This is a genomic window from Rhizorhabdus sp. (assembly GCF_018006725.1).
Lineage (GTDB): Bacteria > Pseudomonadota > Alphaproteobacteria > Sphingomonadales > Sphingomonadaceae > Rhizorhabdus.
Genome location: NZ_JAGMXV010000085.1, coordinates 1 through 18,436 on the forward strand (window position 1 = coordinate 1; position 18,436 = coordinate 18,436).

The 18,436-nt window shown below is 64.3% G+C and carries 18 protein-coding genes; 11 read left to right on the forward strand and 7 right to left on the reverse strand.

The window, feature by feature from the left end:
* The coding region (gene pdxA / locus KAY22_RS13170; RefSeq protein ID WP_296623914.1) for a 4-hydroxythreonine-4-phosphate dehydrogenase PdxA at positions 1 to 809 on the forward strand (809 nt) is incomplete at its 5' end.
* Complete coding sequence (gene rsmA / locus KAY22_RS13175; protein ID WP_296623915.1) at positions 806 to 1,645, forward strand: 16S rRNA (adenine(1518)-N(6)/adenine(1519)-N(6))-dimethyltransferase RsmA; 840 nt, start codon at positions 806 to 808, stop codon at positions 1,643 to 1,645. The genes pdxA and rsmA, both read left to right, overlap by 4 nt.
* Before the next feature lie 28 nt (positions 1,646 to 1,673).
* Here the strand turns inward: rsmA and KAY22_RS13180 are convergent, their stop codons facing one another.
* The 6 genes from KAY22_RS13180 to KAY22_RS13205 all read right to left on the reverse strand — a co-directional run bounded on the left by KAY22_RS13180 (position 1,674) and on the right by KAY22_RS13205 (position 8,950).
* Positions 1,674 to 2,210, reverse strand: coding sequence for a hypothetical protein (locus KAY22_RS13180; RefSeq protein ID WP_296623916.1), 537 nt, complete (start codon positions 2,208 to 2,210; stop codon positions 1,674 to 1,676).
* A gap of 35 nt (positions 2,211 to 2,245) precedes the next feature.
* Entirely contained in the window at positions 2,246 to 3,412 is a 1,167-nt protein-coding gene (locus KAY22_RS13185) for an RsmB/NOP family class I SAM-dependent RNA methyltransferase (protein ID WP_296623917.1), read from the reverse strand.
* A 6-nt stretch (positions 3,413 to 3,418) separates the two neighbouring features.
* Entirely contained in the window at positions 3,419 to 4,876 is a 1,458-nt protein-coding gene (gene guaB, locus KAY22_RS13190) for an IMP dehydrogenase (protein ID WP_296623918.1), read from the reverse strand.
* A gap of 64 nt (positions 4,877 to 4,940) precedes the next feature.
* Positions 4,941 to 5,507, reverse strand: coding sequence for a hypothetical protein (locus KAY22_RS13195; RefSeq protein ID WP_296623919.1), 567 nt, complete (start codon positions 5,505 to 5,507; stop codon positions 4,941 to 4,943).
* Positions 5,508 to 5,877: 370 nt separating this feature from the next.
* Positions 5,878 to 7,017, reverse strand: a complete 1,140-nt coding sequence (locus tag KAY22_RS13200; protein ID WP_296623920.1) for a GGDEF domain-containing protein — start codon at positions 7,015 to 7,017, stop codon at positions 5,878 to 5,880.
* 334 nt (positions 7,018 to 7,351) lie between these two features.
* Positions 7,352 to 8,950, reverse strand: a complete 1,599-nt coding sequence (locus tag KAY22_RS13205; protein ID WP_296623921.1) for a phosphoenolpyruvate carboxykinase — start codon at positions 8,948 to 8,950, stop codon at positions 7,352 to 7,354.
* A 256-nt stretch (positions 8,951 to 9,206) separates the two neighbouring features.
* Here KAY22_RS13205 and KAY22_RS13210 point away from each other — a divergent pair, with 256 nt between their 5' ends.
* The 8 genes from KAY22_RS13210 (at position 9,207) to KAY22_RS13245 (ending at position 14,934) form a co-directional block, all read left to right on the forward strand.
* The gene (locus KAY22_RS13210) at positions 9,207 to 9,914 is read left to right on the forward strand and encodes a response regulator transcription factor (RefSeq protein ID WP_296623922.1); all 708 of its coding nucleotides are present in this window, start codon (positions 9,207 to 9,209) and stop codon (positions 9,912 to 9,914) included.
* Positions 9,901 to 11,490: an ATP-binding protein gene (locus KAY22_RS13215; protein ID WP_296623923.1), complete on the forward strand. Its 1,590-nt coding sequence runs from the start codon at positions 9,901 to 9,903 to the stop codon at positions 11,488 to 11,490. Before KAY22_RS13210 ends, KAY22_RS13215 begins: the two co-directional genes overlap by 14 nt.
* Complete coding sequence (locus tag KAY22_RS13220; RefSeq protein WP_296623924.1) at positions 11,490 to 11,930, forward strand: aldolase; 441 nt, start codon at positions 11,490 to 11,492, stop codon at positions 11,928 to 11,930. Before KAY22_RS13215 ends, KAY22_RS13220 begins: the two co-directional genes overlap by 1 nt.
* Complete coding sequence (rapZ, locus tag KAY22_RS13225; protein WP_296623925.1) at positions 11,927 to 12,853, forward strand: RNase adapter RapZ; 927 nt, start codon at positions 11,927 to 11,929, stop codon at positions 12,851 to 12,853. The genes KAY22_RS13220 and rapZ overlap by 4 nt, the downstream gene beginning before the upstream one ends.
* A 19-nt stretch (positions 12,854 to 12,872) precedes the next feature.
* A complete protein-coding gene (locus KAY22_RS13230) occupies positions 12,873 to 13,280 on the forward strand; it encodes a PTS sugar transporter subunit IIA (RefSeq protein WP_296623926.1) in 408 nt (135 codons plus the stop codon).
* Positions 13,277 to 13,549, forward strand: a complete 273-nt coding sequence (locus tag KAY22_RS13235; RefSeq protein WP_296623927.1) for an HPr family phosphocarrier protein — start codon at positions 13,277 to 13,279, stop codon at positions 13,547 to 13,549. The genes KAY22_RS13230 and KAY22_RS13235 overlap by 4 nt, the downstream gene beginning before the upstream one ends.
* Positions 13,550 to 13,637: 88 nt before the next feature.
* Entirely contained in the window at positions 13,638 to 14,441 is an 804-nt protein-coding gene (locus tag KAY22_RS13240; RefSeq protein WP_296623931.1) for an RNA methyltransferase, read from the forward strand.
* A 4-nt stretch (positions 14,442 to 14,445) separates the two neighbouring features.
* Entirely contained in the window at positions 14,446 to 14,934 is a 489-nt protein-coding gene (locus KAY22_RS13245; protein ID WP_296623928.1) for a GreA/GreB family elongation factor, read from the forward strand.
* 57 nt (positions 14,935 to 14,991) lie between these two features.
* Here the strand turns inward: KAY22_RS13245 and lon are convergent, their stop codons facing one another.
* Positions 14,992 to 17,394, reverse strand: coding sequence for an endopeptidase La (gene lon / locus KAY22_RS13250; protein WP_296623929.1), 2,403 nt, complete (start codon positions 17,392 to 17,394; stop codon positions 14,992 to 14,994).
* A gap of 134 nt (positions 17,395 to 17,528) precedes the next feature.
* Between lon and opgC the strand changes: the two genes are divergently transcribed.
* A partial coding sequence (opgC, locus tag KAY22_RS13255; RefSeq protein WP_296623930.1) for an OpgC domain-containing protein occupies positions 17,529 to 18,436 on the forward strand: 908 nt, incomplete at its 3' end.

The following is an 18,436-nucleotide window of genomic DNA, read 5'->3' on the forward strand; positions in this document are numbered from 1 at the left end:
GGCCAGGGACGATGTCGGCGTTGCCGCTGATCCAGATTCACGACACCGCCGACATCGTCCCTGGCCAGCCCGATCTGGCCGGTGCGCGTTGTGCGCTGGACTCGCTGGAACTCGCTGCGGGGCTGGCACGCTCGCCGATCGTCGGCGGCCTGGTGACGGCTCCGGTGGCAAAGTCGCAGCTTTACGCGATCGGCTTCACCCATCCCGGGCAGACCGAATTCGTTGCCGAGCGCTGCGGCGTATCGGCTGCCAACACCGTGATGTTGCTCGCGGGCCCGACACTGCGGGCCGTTCCCATCACCACCCATGTTCCGCTGCGCGAGGTGGTCAATCTCGTGACCGTCGACCTGATCGTCGCCAAGGCCCGCGCGACCGAGCGGGGGCTCATCCGCAATTTCGGGATCGAACGGCCCCGCCTCGCCATTGCCGGCTTCAATCCCCATGCGGGCGAAAGTGGCTCGATCGGCCGCGAAGAGATCGAACTGATCCTGCCAGCGATCGAGATACTGCGCGCCGAAGGGATCGACGTAACGGGGCCGCTGGCGGCCGATACGATGTTCCACGCCCGCGCCCGGGCAGAATATGACTGCGCGCTCTGCCTTTATCATGATCAGGCGCTGATTCCGCTCAAGACGCTCCACTTCGACGAAGGCGTGAACATGACCCTCGGCCTGCCGATCGTGCGCACCGCCCCAGACCATGGCACGGCCTTCGGCATTGCCGGGACCAACCAGGCGCACCCCGGTGCGATGATCGCGGCGCTGAAGCTGGCGGCGGAAGCGGCCCGGAACCGCCTGCTCCACGCATGAGCGGCAAATTGCAGGGCCTGCCGCCGCTGCGCGAGGTGATCGCGCGGCATGGGCTCAGCGCCAATAAGGCGCTTGGCCAGAATTTTCTGCTTGATGGCCAATTGCTCGATCGGATCGCCCGCATCCCAGGCGATCTCGACGGGCAGACGGTCTATGAGGTGGGCCCCGGCCCTGGGGGCCTGACGCGCGCGCTGCTCGGTGCAGGCGCCTCGGTCGTGGCCGTAGAGCGAGACGATCGCTGCCTGCCCGCGCTGGAGGAACTCAACATCGCGTCGGGCGGACGGCTGCGTGTCATCTCGGCCGATGCGATGAAGATCGACGAGCGGGCCGAAGCCGGAGATGGCGCTCACATCGCCTCGAACCTGCCCTATAATGTGGGCACGGCGCTGTTCGTGCGCTGGCTGTCGCTCGATGCCTGGCCGCCCTGGTGGCAGTCGCTCACCCTCATGTTCCAGAAGGAAGTGGCCGAGCGGATCGTCGCCCGCCCCGGCAGTGCAGCTTATGGACGTCTGGCGGTCCTCGCGCAGTGGCGCTCGACCCCATCGATCGCGCTCAACGTCCACCGCTCGGCCTTCGTACCACCGCCCAAGGTCATGTCTGCCGTCGTCCACGTCGTGCCGGCGGCGCAACCCGAGGGTGCGAGCATGAAGACGATCGAGGGGCTGACGGCCGCGGCTTTCGGTCAGCGACGCAAGATGCTGCGCCAGAGCCTCAAGTCCGTCAACGGCGCAGTCGAAATGCTGTCCGCAGTGGGCATCGATCCCGAGAGGCGCGCTGAGACGCTTCTCGTGGACGAGTTCGTCCAACTCGCCCGCGCGCTCGACAGCAACGGATAGAGATCATCGGCGGGCCAACGGCCGCCACCTATTTGTCGGCGACGGTGCTCGTCTCCGCGCCCTTGGGAGGAACCTTGTCGCTGGCCGGCGCGGTCGCGACCACGGCTGCCGGCGGCGGACCCTTCGCGATCACGGCCGCGAGTTGGACCGCCGGCGCGCACTCGGTCTTGCACAGGGCACGCACCCGGGCGAGATTGGCGCGGGCTCGCTCGACAGCGCCCTTCTGGACCATCGCCTCGCCCTGTGCGGCGAGCGCATTGACGTCATTCGGCTCCAGCGCCAGAGCCTCGAAATACATGCGGATCGCCTTGCCCGGCAGCTGTTGCGCCTGGGCGACCTTGCCCAGCGCGATGAAGGCATTGCGGTTGCGCGGGTCGACCGCCAGCGCGCTTTCCAGCGCATCATTGGCCGCCTCATATTTGCCGGCGGCAAGAGCCGACTGACCCTCGGAGAGAAGCGCCAGCGAACGCGGGTTGATCTGGTCGTCAGCCTTCTGTCCGTTGACCCCGCTGGAAACCGCCAGAAGCGTCAGCGACAGAACCAGGGCGACGGGCGAAACTCGCATCAACATCTCCAATAGCGCGGTTTTCCGAGCTTCTATCATGCACGCCGCAACCGTGCGACGAAAAAGCCGTCAGTCCGGTCATGTGCCGGGGTGAGCAGCCTTCCCGCCCCTTCTTCACGACCAGCGATGAACATCAGCTTATCGGCGGCGAAATCGGGATGTCGCGCCAGAAAGGTATCGACCTGATTGCGCCCTTCCTCTGGGAGGAGCGAGCATACCGCATAGACAAGCGCCCCGCCGGGACGGACGAGCATGGCCGCGAGTGCGAACAGTCGTGCCTGCAACTCGACCAGCTGCGAGAGCCGCGCCGGAGTTAGCCGCCAGCGCGCTTCCGGATTGCGCCGCCAGGTTCCGGTGCCCGAACAGGGCGCATCGACCAGCGCGACATCGCAGTGGTCTTCAAGATCGGCGAGCGCAACACGCTCCCGGCCCGGATCGAGCAGGCGGGTCTCGATCGCAAGGCCGCCCATCCGCTCGGCACGCGGCGCCAGGCGGGAGAGGCGCGCACGATTGCTGTCGCTGGCGATCAGGCGCCCCTGCCCCCGCATTTCGTCGGACAGCGCAAGCGTCTTGCCCCCCGCACCCGCACAGAGGTCGATCACCGTCATGCCCGGCTTCGCCTCGGCCGCCAGTGCAATCAACTGGCTGCCTTCGTCCTGAATTTCGAACAGGCCCTGTGCCCAGGCTTCGGTCGTTTCGATCGGGCTGCCCTCGGGCAGACGCAGGCCCGCCGGAGAGTGGGGGGTCGGCACCGCGTCAAGCAAAGCTGCCATCGTCGCACGGTCGGTCCGGGATAAGTTCACGCGCAGATCGAGCTGCGCCCGTTCGAGCAGGGCGGCATGTTCCTCGAACGCGATACGGTCGGCAAGCCAGTCGGGTAGCGCTGCGGCGGCGCTGCCCAGCTCGGAGGGCCCGATCGGCGCGGGTGCGTGGACGCTGCCGTCGAACAGCGCGGCGACCGCATCATCCTCACGCGCCAGGCCGACCAGCGCGGTGCGCCCGCTGAAAGGGACATTGCCCGCCCGACGGATGGCACGATAGACGAGGTCGCGGATCGCGCGCCGATCCTTGGAACCGGCATAGCGCCGCGTCTTGAAATAGCGCGCGATCAGCGTGTCGGCGGCGGCCCCTCCGGCCTTTGCTGCCTCAATAATCTCGTCGAGCAGGTCGATCGCCGCCTGGGCGAGTGCGCCGGGCGTCATCGGGCCTCAGCGGGTCGGATAGTTCGGTGCCTCGCGCGTGATCGTCACGTCGTGGACGTGGCTCTCCTTGAGGCCCGCATTGGTGATCCGAATGAAACGCGCCCGCTGCTGCAACTCAGGAATGGTGCGCGCACCCGTATAGCCCATTGCCGCCTTAACGCCGCCGACCAGCTGGTGGATCACGTCGCGCGCCGGTCCCTTGTACGGCACCTGCCCTTCGATCCCCTCGGGAACCAGCTTCATCTGGTCCTTGATGTCCTGCTGGAAATAGCGGTCGGCCGAGCCGCGGGCCATCGCTCCGACCGAGCCCATGCCGCGATAGGATTTATAGGCGCGGCCCTGATAGAGGAAGGTTTCGCCCGGTGCTTCTTCGGTACCGGCGAGGAGCGAGCCGACCATCACGGTGCTCGCACCCGCAGCCAGCGCCTTGGCGATATCGCCCGAGGTGCGCAGGCCGCCATCGGCGATCACCGGCACGCCCGACTTCGCCGCCTCGGCGGCTGATTCCATCACCGCCGTCAGCTGCGGTACGCCGACGCCGGCAACCACGCGGGTGGTGCAGATCGAGCCCGGACCGATACCGACCTTCACGCCATCGGCACCCGCATCGATCAGCGCCCGGGTCGCTTCGGCCGTCGCGACGTTGCCGGCGATCACCTGGACCGAATTGGACAGTTTCTTCACCCGCTCGACCGCGCGGGCCACGTCGCGGTTGTGGCCATGGGCGGTATCGATCACGATCAGGTCGCATTCGGCATCGATCAGCGCTTCGGTGCGCTCATAGCCCTTGTCGCCGACGGTGGTCGCAGCGGCAACGCGCAGGCGGCCGCTGGCATCCTTGGTCGCGGCGGGATAGGTGACCGCCTTCTCGATGTCCTTGACGGTGATCAGCCCGACGCAGCGGAAGGCATCGTCCACCACCAGCAACTTCTCGATCCGGCGCTGATGCAGCGTCCGGCGCGCTTCTTCCTGGCTGACTCCGGTCCTGACCACCGCCAGATTCTCGCGGGTCATCAGTTCGGAAACCGGCTGAAGCGGGTTTTCAGCGAAACGTACGTCGCGGTTGGTGAGGATGCCGGCAAGTTTGCCGTCGGCCTCGACCACCGGAATTCCCGAGATACGATTGCGCGACATCAGTTCAAGCGCATCGGCCAGCGTCTGTTCGGGCCGCATGGTGATCGGATTGACCACCATGCCCGATTCGAAGCGCTTGACCGCGCGAACGGCGGCAGCCTGCTCCTCGACCGAGAGATTGCGATGGAGGACGCCGATGCCACCCAGTTGCGCCATCACGATCGCCATGTCGGCCTCGGTCACCGTGTCCATCGCCGATGACAGCACCGGAATATTGAGCGAAATCGCCTTGGTGACCTGGGTCGCGGTGTTCGCCTGACTGGGCAATACGTCCGACTCGCCGGGCCGCAGAAGCACGTCGTCGAAAGTAAGGCCGAGGCTGATGTCCATGAAGTCGAATCCCCGCGAGGTGTTTAAGGATTCGAGGCCATATATGATGGCGGGCCGGTCACGGCTAGGGCTTTTCGGCTGCTGACGATAGCGCCATGGCGACATCATGGGCGACTACCGGCCGGGCGCGCCCCGGCGGCGACTTCGGAACTTCCTCGAAAATCCCGGTAAAGCCATGGTCGTGGAAAGCGAGATCGAGTGCAGCCAATGCCTCGCACAGATGTTCGGGATATCCGGCGAGACGAGCGAGATCGAGGATCCTTACCCGCTCCGGCTCGCGGTCGGCGAGCCTTTGCCAGAACTGATGATAGGCACGATGGTCCGCAAGCAGCGCCGGAATCGCGCAAAGACCGGCCTCCTTGTTTTCCACCCAGCCGCAGTACAGGCTCCAGTTGAGGATCGAGACGAGCCAGTCGGTTTCGTCCTTACGGATGACCAGATGCCGGGTCTCAGGCGGGTATCCAGCCGCCGCGTTGAGGCCGGCAACGTCGTCGACGATCAACTCATTGCCATATTGGCGTCGAATGAACGAAGGGATCGTCTGCTTGTCATGCTGCCAGCGGAAATGCTTGTGCCAAGGCAGGCAGCCTGATGGCTCCGCCATGTTGACCACCGGCACCCGCAACGACACCAGGCATTGCAGCAGGTAGTTCGTCCCACTCCGTTGAAGTCCGTGATGGGCAACCGGCGCACGCCCCGTAGCGGCCCCGCGCATGAGCCGAAATCTGTTGGTCGGCCGAGCTGACATTCGTCGCAGCCAGCGAAGCAGCGTTCTTGATCCAGAAATGGCTCAGTCCCCGGTGTCCGCATATGATCGAGGATACCGACCTGCCCCACGCGCCCCTCGGCGCCAGATCATCCAGCCCAAAGCTTAGCACCAACGCGCCACGGATCCCAACAGGGGATTGGCTCGCACGCGCAGAACACCCGCCAAAGGCCACGCGCTATTCAGAGGCGCCGGAGGGAGGCGGATTAGTTCGCCCCCCCTTCGGGCTATGCCCTCAATCCTCGCCGGCGATGAGCACCCGGTTACGGCCGCCATTTTTGGCCGCATAGAGCGCTTCGTCGGCGCGCCTGAGCATGTCGCCCTCGCCCTCGCCTGTCTGAAGCTGCGCGATGCCCGCTGAGAAGGTGACGGTGCCAAGCGGCTCGCCCGTCGTCTTGGATACGAGATGGCGCCCCGACAGCTCGTCGCGAATCTCGTCGATCCGCATCGCGGCACGACGCGCCATGATACCGTCGAACAAAACGAGGAACTCCTCGCCGCCGAAGCGACCGACAAAGGCGTCTTCTCCCGCCCCCTCGACGAGCGCATCGGCCACCATTTTCAGGATACGGTCGCCGGTGTCGTGGCCGAAATTGTCGTTGATCTTCTTGAAGTAATCGATGTCGCAGAAGGCTACCGACAGCGGGGTCCCTTCCTGCGCGGCCTGCGCCATTGCGCGGGCGAGCCGTGACTGGAAAGCGCGACGATTGGCGAGACCCGTGAGCGGATCGCTTTCGGCAACCGCTTGCGCCTCTGCAAGGTCGTCCTGCAACGACGCCATCTGCGACCCCATTTCAGCCAGACGCCGCTCGGCATCCTGTGTCTTGCCGATCATCGTGCGGGTCAGGTCGAGCATGAGTTCCAGCGCGCGCGTCGCAGGCTCACCTCCGGCATCGAGTGCTGCGGCGCCCCGATCCAGGGCGTTGCCATAAGCACTCGCATCGTTGCGCGACTGACCAACCAGGCTGGCGGCGAGCAACATGCTCTGATGTGCCTGATCGATCAGCTTTTCGAGCAACTCGGACGAGACCTTGCTGCTGACGCTTTCGACGATCTGCTGAACGACGTCATGGCGCAGAAAGCCATCCTGCGCGATCGCCGCATCGACCGCTGCGACGACGGCCGGATCATTGCCGCCGATATATTGGTAGCCCAGATCATAATTGGTCGGCGTCGGATCGAGCCGATGCGCCTTCAGAAAGATGCCGACCCGCGAAAAGAGGTCATTGGCAGCGGCTTCGGCGAGCGGCGCCTGAACCGGCGCGGCGGAAGCGGGCGCCCGGCCCTGCGGCTCGGCATCGGCCGCGCGTCCAAAGATCGAATCCAGGCTCCACCCCTTGCGGGCGGGCAATGACGGGGGCTTTCCTTCGTACATGACACCTGCTCGGAAAATGACGTGTTAGGGATATTCGCGTGCCACTTAATTTTCAGTGCTCCGAACATGGTAAATATTCTCTGTCCGGCTCGATCCAGCCGCTACGCGCCCCGACCGAGAAGAGGCGCTCTGGCGTAAAGAAGCGCATCGGCCAGCCACGCGAACCTTCCTCGGCGTGAAGCAAGCCGTTGACCCGGTCGAGCAGTCCCTCCCTAATTCTGCGGATCTCCGACGCGTCCTGAAACCGCTGCACGGATTTGGTCACGCCGTCCCCCAATGAAAAAGGGCGCCCCGGCATGGCCGGGACGCCCTCGATCCGATCTGATCGAGCCGATCAGGCTGCTTTCGGCGCAGCCTGGCGGACACCCTCGTCGACATGATCCGCAAATTGCGCGAAATTGTCGATGAACTGGCTGACTAGCTTCTTCGCCGTCGCGTCATAAGCCGCGGCGTCGGGCCAGGTTTCGCGCGGATTGAGGATCTTGCTTTCGACGCCGGGGACCGCGACCGGAACCTTGAAGCCGAAATTGGGATCGATGCGGAACTCGGCCGAATTCAGGCTACCATCGAGCGCAGCATTCAACAGCGCGCGGGTCACCTTGATCGGCATGCGATGGCCGACGCCATATTGGCCGCCGGTCCAGCCGGTGTTGACCAGCCAGCAATCGACGCCGCCCTTGGCGATCCGCTCCTTGAGCAGATTGCCGTAAACCGACGGGTGGCGCGGCATGAACGGCGCACCGAAGCAGGTCGAGAAGGTCGCCGAAGGCTCGGTGACGCCGATCTCGGTGCCGGCGACGCGAGCGGTGTAGCCGGAGAGGAAGTGGTACATCGCCTGATCCGGGGTCAGCTTCGCGATCGGCGGCAGAACGCCGTAAGCGTCCGCAGTCAGGAAGATGATGTTCTTCGGAACCGGGCCGAGATTTTCCTTCGACGCATTCGGAATGAAGTCGATCGGATAGGAGCCGCGGCTGTTCTCGGCGAGGCTGTCGTCGTCGAGGTCGATCACGCGCGTGTCTGGATCGATCACGACATTCTCGAGCACCGTGCCGAAGCGCTTGGTGGTCGCATAGATCTCCGGCTCTGCGTCGGCCGACAGGCGGATCATCTTCGCATAGCAGCCGCCTTCGAAGTTGAAGACCGCCTCGTCCGACCAACCATGTTCGTCGTCACCGATCAGCGTGCGGCTGGCATCGGCGGACAGCGTCGTCTTGCCGGTGCCCGACAGGCCGAAGAAGATCGCGGTGTCGCCGTTCGGGCCGATATTGGCCGAGCAGTGCATCGGCATCACGCCGGCTGCCGGAAGCTTGTAGTTGAGAATGCCGAAGACCGACTTCTTCATCTCGCCGGCATAGCGGGTGCCGCCGATCAGGATCAGCTTCTCGCTGAGATTGACCGCGATCACCGTCTCGCTGCGGCAGCCATGGCGCGCCGGATCGGCAACGAAGCTCGGCAGGTCGATGATCGTAAATTCGGGCGCGAAAGCCGCGAGTTCAGCCGCCTCTGGCCGGACCAGCAGCGTGCGGATGAAGAGGCTGTGCCAGGCAAATTCAGTGATGACGCGCACATTGACCCGGTGGGCCGGCTGCGATCCGCCGAACAGATCCTGGACGAAAAGCGTGTCCTTGGTCTTCAGATGGGCGAGGAAGTCCGCCTTCAGCGCCGCGAACTGGTCAGGCGTCATGCTCTTGTTGGTCTTGCCCCACCACACCGTCTCTTCGGTCTCGGCGTCGCGCACGATGAACTTGTCGTTGGCAGAGCGGCCGGTGTGCGAACCGGTCTTGACGACCAGCGGGCCGTCCTTCGACAGCAGGCCTTCGCCGCGCTGCACGGCAAGCTCGACGAGCGGGGCAGTTCCGAGGTTCCAGTGGAGCTGGGCGTCGACGTCGATACCCTGTTTGTCGAGCCCGAAGGCGGGCGTGAGCTGAGGCACATTTATCTCCTATACGGGTGTGGCCACCGTTTTTCCGGGTGCCGCTCCTAACGTGTAGGTACGTGAAGACTGGGGCGAATCCAGCCGGGCATCCTCCGTACCTTTCTATGTTTCGTTCCCGCGCATAGTTTCAAAGGCGGGGATCGTAAAGGGTGCGCAGCACGGTTGAACCTGCTCGGACGCTGGGCTAGTCAGACAGCCTCATTCTGGCCGTCCGTGCTGGCCGCCATCATCTTTCGGGAGGCCCCACGGTCCCATGTCGGCCACGATCGCGCTAGTCGATGACGATCGCAACATTCTCACGTCGGTATCGATTGCCCTCCAGTCGGAAGGCTTCACCGTCAGGGTCTACTCCGATGGGGAAACGGCCTTGAAGTCGTTGCTGGACAATCCCCCGGACCTTGCCGTGCTCGACATCAAGATGCCGCGCATGGACGGGATGGAGCTGCTGCGCCGGCTGCGCGAGAAGAGCAGCATTCCCACGATCTTCCTGACATCGAAGGACGACGAGCTCGACGAGGCGCTGGGCCTCGCCATGGGCGCGGACGACTATATCACCAAGCCTTTCTCGCAGCGCCTGCTGATCGCCCGAATCCGCGCGATCCTGCGCCGCACCGAGGCCCGCAACGAGCAGGACGATCAGGCCGAGACCCCGGCAGCGGAAAAAATCCTGCGCGGTCGGCTGGAGATGGATCCGGCCCGCCACCGCGTAACCTGGCAGGGCAAGGACGTCACCCTGACCGTGACGGAGTTCCTGATCCTCGAAGCGCTCGCCCAGCGGCCCGGCTTCGTAAAGTCGCGCGACCAGCTGATGGACACCGCCTATCAGGACGACGTCTATGTCGACGACCGCACGATCGACAGCCACATCAAGCGGCTCCGGCGGAAATTCCGGCAGGTCGATTCCGAGTTCAAGGCGATCGAGACGCTCTATGGCGTAGGTTACCGCTTTGCCGAGGAATAGCCGCGCGCTGGGCACGCCAGAGGCCGCCGCCCGCACGTCCCTCACCTCGCGGATTCTCGCCGTCAACATCTTCGCCCTGGCGATGCTGGCGGGTGGCTTCTTCTATCTCGACAGCTATCGCTCTCAGCTGATCGACGCCCGGCTGGAGGAAACCGAGACCCAGGTCCGCCTCATCGCGGAAGCTTTTGTGGTCACTCCGCCCCAGGACCGCGCGAAGCTGCTGGTGAAGTTCGGACATGTCACCGAGACGCGGCTGCGGGTCTATCCCTACACATCGGGCCTCAAAGCCCCGCCGCAGACGGCGCCGTCGGTCGACAGCTGGACCTATTCACGACCAACCTACGAGCTGCGCGATCCTGCGCAGGAGGAATGGCAGAAACGCGCCGCGCGCTTCCTGGATCGGACCATCGACGTCATCGTCGGCGCGGACCATCCCAAGAGATTCAGTGAACCTGTGCGCGATACGCTCCAGGCCTGGCCACTGGCATGGCAAGCCGCGCAGGTGCACGGCCTCGCCACCGACGTGCAGCGGGCGCCCGATCGAACGCCGATGATCCTGGCCGCGATCGACATTCGCGACGGCCGCGGCGGTGGAAACATTCTTCTCTCGACCGAAAATCAGCGGGACATCACGCGGATCGTCCGCGCCGAGCGGCTCCGGCTTGGCGTCGTGCTGCTGATCGTCGTGCTGGTATCGGTGAGCCTGTCGCTGTTTCTGGCCCGCACCATCGTTCGGCCGCTACGCCGGCTGGCCCTCGCCGCGCATCGTGTGCGGCTGGGCCGGGCGCGCGAGGTACAGGTGCCCCGCCTGCCCGAACGGCGTGATGAAATCGGAACCCTTGCCCGCGCCTTGTCCGACATGAGCCTCGCGATCCGTCAGCGGATTGACGCAACCGAGGCCTTCGCGGCCGACGTGGCGCATGAGCTGAAAAATCCTCTGGCGTCCTTGCGGTCAGCCGTCGACAGCCTCGACCTGGTAAAAAATCCCGATCTTCAACAGCAGCTTATCACAGTTATTCGTGATGATGTCGCAAGACTGGATCGCCTGATCACCGACATTTCCGAAGCATCGCGGGTCGATGCCGAACTGGCGCGCGCGCGGTTCGAGTCGATCGATCTGGGCGTGATGATCGAAGGATTGCTGGCGACCCGCGAGGCCCGCGGGCGCAATGGCAGTGTCCGGGTCGCTTTCGCCCGTCCTCATCGCGGGACGGCTGTGGTGTTCGGCGACGGATCGCGCCTGACACGGGTGGTCGAGAATCTCGTCGAAAACGCTGTCTCCTTCTCGCCCGAAGGTGGCCTCGTCCAGGTATCGGCAACCCGCGACGGCGACGATGTGGTGATCAAGGTCGAGGATGAAGGCCCCGGCGTGCCGGCAGATGCACGAGAGGCAATCTTCAACCGCTTCCACAGTGAGCGGCCCGACAGCGAGGCTTTCGGCCGGCACAGCGGCCTGGGGCTCGCAATCGCCAAGGCGATCGTCGAAGGCCATAATGGCACCATTCTCGCGATGGACCGCGACAATGCGCCAAAGGGTGCCAAGTTCGTCATAAGACTGCCTGCACGGAGCTTGTGATGGTTGCGGTGTGCAATCCCCTTCATGCCTCCTGCGTAGTCATCGGTGGACGTGCTCTTCTGATTGCAGGTCGATCGGGAAGCGGGAAATCGGATCTTGCGTTGCGTCTCATAGACCGTGGCGCAGCCTTGCTGTCGGACGACTATACGCAGCTGACCGCCGATGCCGGGCGACTGATCGCCCGCCCTCCCCGCAGCATCGCCGGCAAGATCGAGTTGCGCGGCGTGGGCATCCTCGACATCGGCCATGTCGACGCGGCCCCGGTTGCCCTGCTGCTCGACCTCGATCGCTCGCCCGAGCGGCTTCCCGAGGAGCCCCCCGCATCGATAACCCTCGAGGGCATATCGATTCCGGCGCTCGGCTTTGCTCCTTTCGAAGCGTCTGCTCCGATCAAAGCGGAACGGGCCTTGCTGCGTCATGGTGTCGGAGAACCGCAATGAGCCGGACATCGTTGCCCCGCCGTATCCTCTTCGTAACCGGCATGTCGGGTGCCGGGAAGAAGACCGCGCTCAAGGCGCTGGAGGACATGGGCTGGGAGACGGTGGACAATCTCCCGCTCTCGCTGCTCGACCGGCTCATCGCGGTTTCTCCGGCGGAAGGCAGCATCGACGAGCGGCGCCCGCTCGCGATCGGGATAGACAGCCGGACGCGCGATTTCGACAGCGAACGACTCGTTCGCCGCGTCGCTGCGCTCAAGACCGAAGGACGCAACGCCGGCATTCTCTTCCTCGACTGCTCCGGAGCGGAAATCGCGCGGCGCTATTCGGCGACCCGAAGCCGCCACCCGCTCGCCCAGGATCGGCCGATCGAGGACGGCATCGTCCACGAGCGTGAACTGCTCGCCCCGTTGCGCGCGGCGGCCGACGAACTGGTCGACACGTCCGAAGTGTCGACCAACGATCTCCAGGCCTCACTTCGTCTCAGTTTCGGCGACGCGACCGGCACCGGCACGACACTGACGGTGATGTCCTTCGGTTTCTCGCGCGGGGTGCCGCGCGACGCAGATCTGCTGTTCGACATGCGCTTCCTTCGGAACCCGCACTGGGACCCGCAGCTCCGCCCGAAAACGGGGCTCGATCCGGATGTCGGTGCCTATATCGTCGAGGATCCGACCTATGCCGAGGCGAAGCAGCGAATCGAGGATCTGCTGCTTCTGCTGCTTCCGCGCTACGAGGCCGAGGGCAAAAGCTATGTGACGGTCGCCATCGGATGTACCGGTGGAAAGCACAGATCGGTGCATTTTGCGGAAACACTCGCAAGCCGGTTGCGCGAGGCCGGTTTTTCGCCCACGGTCCGACATCGCGATCTGACTCACCAGAAGTCCGACGTGCAGGAGAACGGGGTGCCAGGCTTGGGATCATGACCAGCGGGTTTAATGTCAGATGATCGGATTGGTGCTCGTTACCCATGGCCGCCTCGCGGCCGAGTTCGTGACGGCTATGGAGCATGTCGTGGGGCCGCAGACCGCCATCGAGGCGATCTGTATAGGGCCGGATGACGATATGGAAGGTCGCCGGGCCGACATCGCCCGTGCGGTGAAGACCGTGGACGATGGCTCGGGCGTGATCCTGCTGACCGATCTGTTCGGGGGAACCCCGTCCAACCTTGCCATCTCGCTGATGGAGCCGGGCAAGGTCGAGGTGATCGCCGGCATCAACCTTCCGATGCTGATCCGCCTCGAAGGCGCGCGCAAGATGATGAAGATCAAGGCCGCCGTCGGCGCAGCGCGCGACGCCGGGCGCAAATATATCTCGGTTGCGTCCGAGGTTCTCGGGGAAGCCGCCGCATGACGATCGTCAGCCGGGAGGTCCAGATCACCAACATCCGTGGACTTCATGCCCGGGCCAGCGCCAAATTCGTGACCCTCGCCAGCTCGCACAGCGCCGAAGTCGAGGTCGAAAAGGACGGCTCGAAAGTCGCCGGGACGTCGATCATGGGCCTCATGATGCTCGGCGCCGCAAAGGGCGACAGCATCACCATTTCGGCCAGGGGCGACGGCGCGGAAAAGGCGCTGGCAGCACTCACCGAGCTGGTCGAGAATAAATTCGGCGAGGAATGACCAGGCACCTGCCTGCCCCGCCTGCCCCATTGGCGCCATCCGTCCTTCGCCTGCGCGATCCGCGCATCTTCCATCGGAGCATGGTCCCCTGCCCCGCCAGATAACCGCCTTTTCCAATACGCTGGTCAAGCGGGTCCGGTCGCTGCGCGAGAAGCGCCACCGGCGCGAAGAAGGCCTGTTTCTGGCGGAAGGCCTGCGTATATTGACCGAAGCCTCCGATGCCGGTCATCTGCCAGAATATATCTTCTTCGCAAAAGACGGCGCGGATCATCCGCTGACACAGAAGCTCGTCGCTGCGGTCGAGACGGCCGGCGGCGAAGCGATCGAGACAAGCCGGGATATTCTCTCGAAGCTGTCTGGCAAGGACAATCCGCAGACCGTGCTGGGCGTCTTCCGCGAGTGGGAAACGTCGCTGACCGCGATCGACCGCGCACAAGCCGACATCTGGATCGTCGCCCAGTCGCTGCGCGATCCCGGCAATCTCGGGACGATCCTGCGCACCGGCGACGCCGTGGGGGCCGGGGGGCTGATCCTCGTCGACGACTGCGTGGATCCTTTCTCGGTCGAGGCCGTGCGCGCCACCATGGGGGCCTTGTTCACGCAGCGGATCGTCACTGCGCGCTGGCCCGAATTCATTGACTGGCTGCGCAGCGGCCCCGGCGAACTGATCGGTACGAGCCTGCGCGCCGTGCATGATTATCAGGAACCGCGCTACGCCGCACCGACCTTCATCCTCGTCGGCAATGAGGCACAGGGCCTTCCGGCGGCTTATGAGGACGAATGCGACCAGCTGGTGAAAATCCCCATGCTGGGCAAGGCCGACAGCCTCAATGCCGCCGTGGCGACGGCTGTCATGGCCTACGAGGTACTCAACCAGCGCCGGAAGCGCTGAGCGGGTGGGACAGGATCGCCCGAATTACATCACCCCGGCAGGCTTTGCCGCGATGCGCACGCGCTATGAGCAACTGTTCGGCGTCGACCGCCCCGCACTGGTCGAAGTGATCAGCTGGGCAGCGGGCAACGGCGATCGATCGGAAAATGGCGACTATATCTATGGTCGCAAGAAGCTGCGTGAGATCGACCGTGAACTCGGCCATCTGTCGCGAAGGATGAAGTCGGCCAAGGTCGTCGACCCTTCCAGACAGGAGGACCGCAGCCGGGTGTTCTTCGGCGCGACCGTCACGATCGTCGACGAGGACGACGAGGAGCGAACGCTGACCCTCGTCGGGACCGACGAGGCCGATGCCTCGCAAGGCCGGATCAACTGGTATTCCCCGCTGGCGATGGCGCTCAAAGGGGCAGCCGTGGGCGATGTACGCCGGGTCAGCTTGCCCGGCGGCACGCGCGATTATGAGGTGGTAACGATCACCTACCCGGACGCCTGAGTTCAGCGCCAAGAGCAGGATCGGGGCCGCTGCAAAGCGGCGACCCCGCCCTGATCATCAATGCCGGACCTGGACCTCGCTCCCATCGGGGCTGGTCGCGCCCTTCAGCGTAAGGGCCAGTTCGTCGGCTTCCGTCCAGTCGATCGCCGTCAGGCGACCTGCCAGCGCCAGTTCGAGCACTTCGTCGACATGGCTCACGGGAATGATCTTCAGGCCGTCCCGGACCGTCGCCGGGATTTCGACCAGATCCTTCTCGTTCTCCTTCGGAATCAGCACCGTGGTGATGCCACCACGCAGCGCCGCGAGCAGCTTCTCCTTCAGTCCGCCAATCGGCAGGACCCGCCCGCGCAGCGTAACCTCGCCGGTCATCGCAACCTCCTTGCGGACGGGCACGCCCGTCAGCGTCGAGACGATGGCGGTCGTAAGGCCGATGCCCGCAGACGGCCCATCCTTCGGCACCGCTCCCTCGGGAAGGTGGATGTGGATGTCCTTGCGCGCAATCAGGCTGGGCTTGATGCCATAGGCCGGGGCCCGCGCCTTGACGAAGCTATACGCCGCCTGGACACTTTCCTTCATCACGTCGCCGAGCTTGCCGGTCGTATTGATAGCCCCCTTACCGGGCACGGTCACCGCCTCGATCGTCAGCAGTTCGCCGCCGACTTCGGTCCAGGCCAGACCCGTCACAGCGCCGACCTGATCCTCCTCCTCGCCGACGCCGAAGCGATATTTCCGGACGCCGGCGAAGTCGGACAGATTGTCGGGGGTGATGACCACCCGGCTGTCCTTGCCTTCCAATATACGACGCAGGCTCTTGCGTGCCAGCTTAGCAATTTCGCGCTCGAGCGTACGGACGCCGGCCTCGCGGGTGTAATAGCGGATCAGGTCGCGCAGACCGCCTTCGGTCAGTTCGAACTCTTCCGGCTTCAGGCCATGGGCGTCGACCTGCTTGCCCAGCAGATGCTCGCGCGCGATCTCGACCTTCTCGTCCTCGGTATAGCCTTCGAGGCGGATGATCTCCATGCGATCGAGCAGCGGCTGCGGCAGGTTCAAGCTGTTCGCAGTGCACACGAACATGATGTCCGAAAGATCGACGTCGATCTCCAGATAATGATCCTGGAACTTGCTGTTCTGTTCCGGATCAAGCACCTCCAGAAGCGCCGAGGCTGGATCGCCCCTGAAGTCCTGACCGAGTTTGTCGATCTCATCGAGCAGGAACAGCGGATTGGACGTGCCGGCCTTCTTCAGGTTGGTCACGATCTTACCCGGCAGCGAACCGATATAGGTGCGCCGGTGGCCACGAATCTCGGCCTCGTCGCGCACGCCACCGAGCGATTGACGCACGAACTCGCGCCCCGTCGCCTTGGCGATCGAGCGGCCGAGCGAGGTCTTGCCCACGCCGGGCGGGCCGACGAGGCACAGGATCGGCCCCTTGAGCTTGTTGGTGCGGGCCTGAACCGCCAGATACTCGACGATCCGATCCTTGACCTTCTCGAGCCCGTGATGATCGGCATCGAGCACGGCTTGCGCCGCAGCGATGTCCTTCTTGAGCTTCGACTTCTTGCCCCAGGGGAGGCCGAGCAGCACGTCGAGATAATTGCGGACGACGGTCGCTTCTGCCGACATGGGCGCCATCGCACGGAGTTTCTTAAGCTCGGCATTGGCCTTGCCGCGCGCTTCCTTCGACAGCTTCAGCTTGGCGATCTTTGACGCAAGTTCGGCGAGCTCGTCGCCGCCGTCCTCGCCGTCGGCATTGCCCAGCTCGCGCTGGATCGCCTTCAGCTGCTCGTTCAGATAATATTCGCGCTGCGTCTTCTCCATCTGCCGCTTGACGCGGCTGCGGATCTTCTTCTCGACCTGCAGCACGCCGAGCTCGCCCTCCATCAGGGCGAAAGCCATTTCGAGACGCTTGGCAGGGTCGAGCTCGATCAGCAGCGCTTGCTTGTCGGCGACCTTGATCGAGATGTTCGCGGCGACGGCATCCGCCAGTTTGGACGCGTCATCGATCTGTCCCAGCTGGACCGAAGTCTCCGCCGGCAGCTTCTTGTTGAGGCGCGCGTAATTTTCGAACTGGTCGACGACCGACCGCATCAAGGCCGAAATTTCCGTACCTTCGGCAGCGATATCCTCGATCAGGTCGACCGATGCGGTCAGATGCGCCGCGTCCTCGCTCAATTCGGCCAGACGCGCCCGCTGCTTGCCTTCGACAAGCACGCGAACGGTGCCGTCGGGCAGCTTGAGCAGCTGCAGCACGGTTGCGACGACACCGACGTCATAGAGGGCATCGCGGTCGGGATCATCCTCGGCCGGATCGAGCTGCGCGACGAGGAAAATCGACTTGTCGGCAGCCATGGCGCTTTCCAGCGCGGCAACCGATTTTTCCCGGCCAACGAACAGCGGCACGATCATGTGCGGGAACACAACGATATCGCGCAGCGGCAGTACAGGCAGATTCTCAGTCATCTATTCTCCGATCGGCGCGCTGCGGGAGCACGCCACGAAAGCTATATGGGCGCCGACCCGTTCAGGATCAATGAACGGAGCGCTTTAGCCGTGCGAAGTTGTAATTTTCCCCGCCCCTGCTGTAAGGCGCGGCCGTGACAGCCGCCCCAATACGCCCCACCCCCAAGCCCGCGCCCCGGACGCGAGACGCCAGCATCGACATTTTGCGCGGGCTGGCGCTGCTGACGATCACGATCAATCACATCACCGGTTTCACCGACCGTATGCACATGGTCGGTATGCAGTTTCCGACATTGACACTCTGGGGCTTTTCCAGTGCGGCAGAAGTCTTCTTCCTGCTGTCGGGCTATCTGGTGGGGGCCGTCTATTTCGGCGCCGAGAAGGATCCGAAACCGACCGAGTTCGCCGGCAAGGTCTGGCGCCGGGCGGGCAAGCTCTATGTCTATAATCTCGGGCTGTTCCTCATCCTGGTGCCGCTTTGCCTTTTCTCGAAGGATCTCGCCCGGCTCAGCTTCTACGACTATTTCATCGCGCGCGGGCCCGCTTCGGCCGTCGATTTTCTGCTGCTGTACATCCAGCCCTACTGCCTCGAAATTCTCGTCACCTATATGGTTCTACTGGCCACCGCCCCGCTGTTTGCGGCGCTGCTGCGCTGGAACAGCTTCGCCGCGCTCGCCGCCTCGGCAGGGGTCTACTGGTTCGCCCACCAGCATCCCTGGTTCAACATCCATGGCGGATCGCCCGTCGGCGACTGGCTGTGGAACTTCAATCCCGCTTCCTGGCAGCTGATCTTCTTCGGCGCGCTCGCTGCAGGACGCTTCCGCCTGCTGGCCCGCATCGAACGGCGCGCCGAAGGCAACTGGCTCTGGCTGATACCCCCGGTGCTGATCTTCGCCGGACTGACGCTGCTCTTCCTGTCCCAGCAATGGTTCTCTTATCAGGTCCTTTATCAGAGCAAGATACGGATTGGGGCGGTGCGGGTTGCCCATGCGCTGTCGGTCTGCTGGCTGATCATGAGCATCTTGTGGATGTGGCCACGACT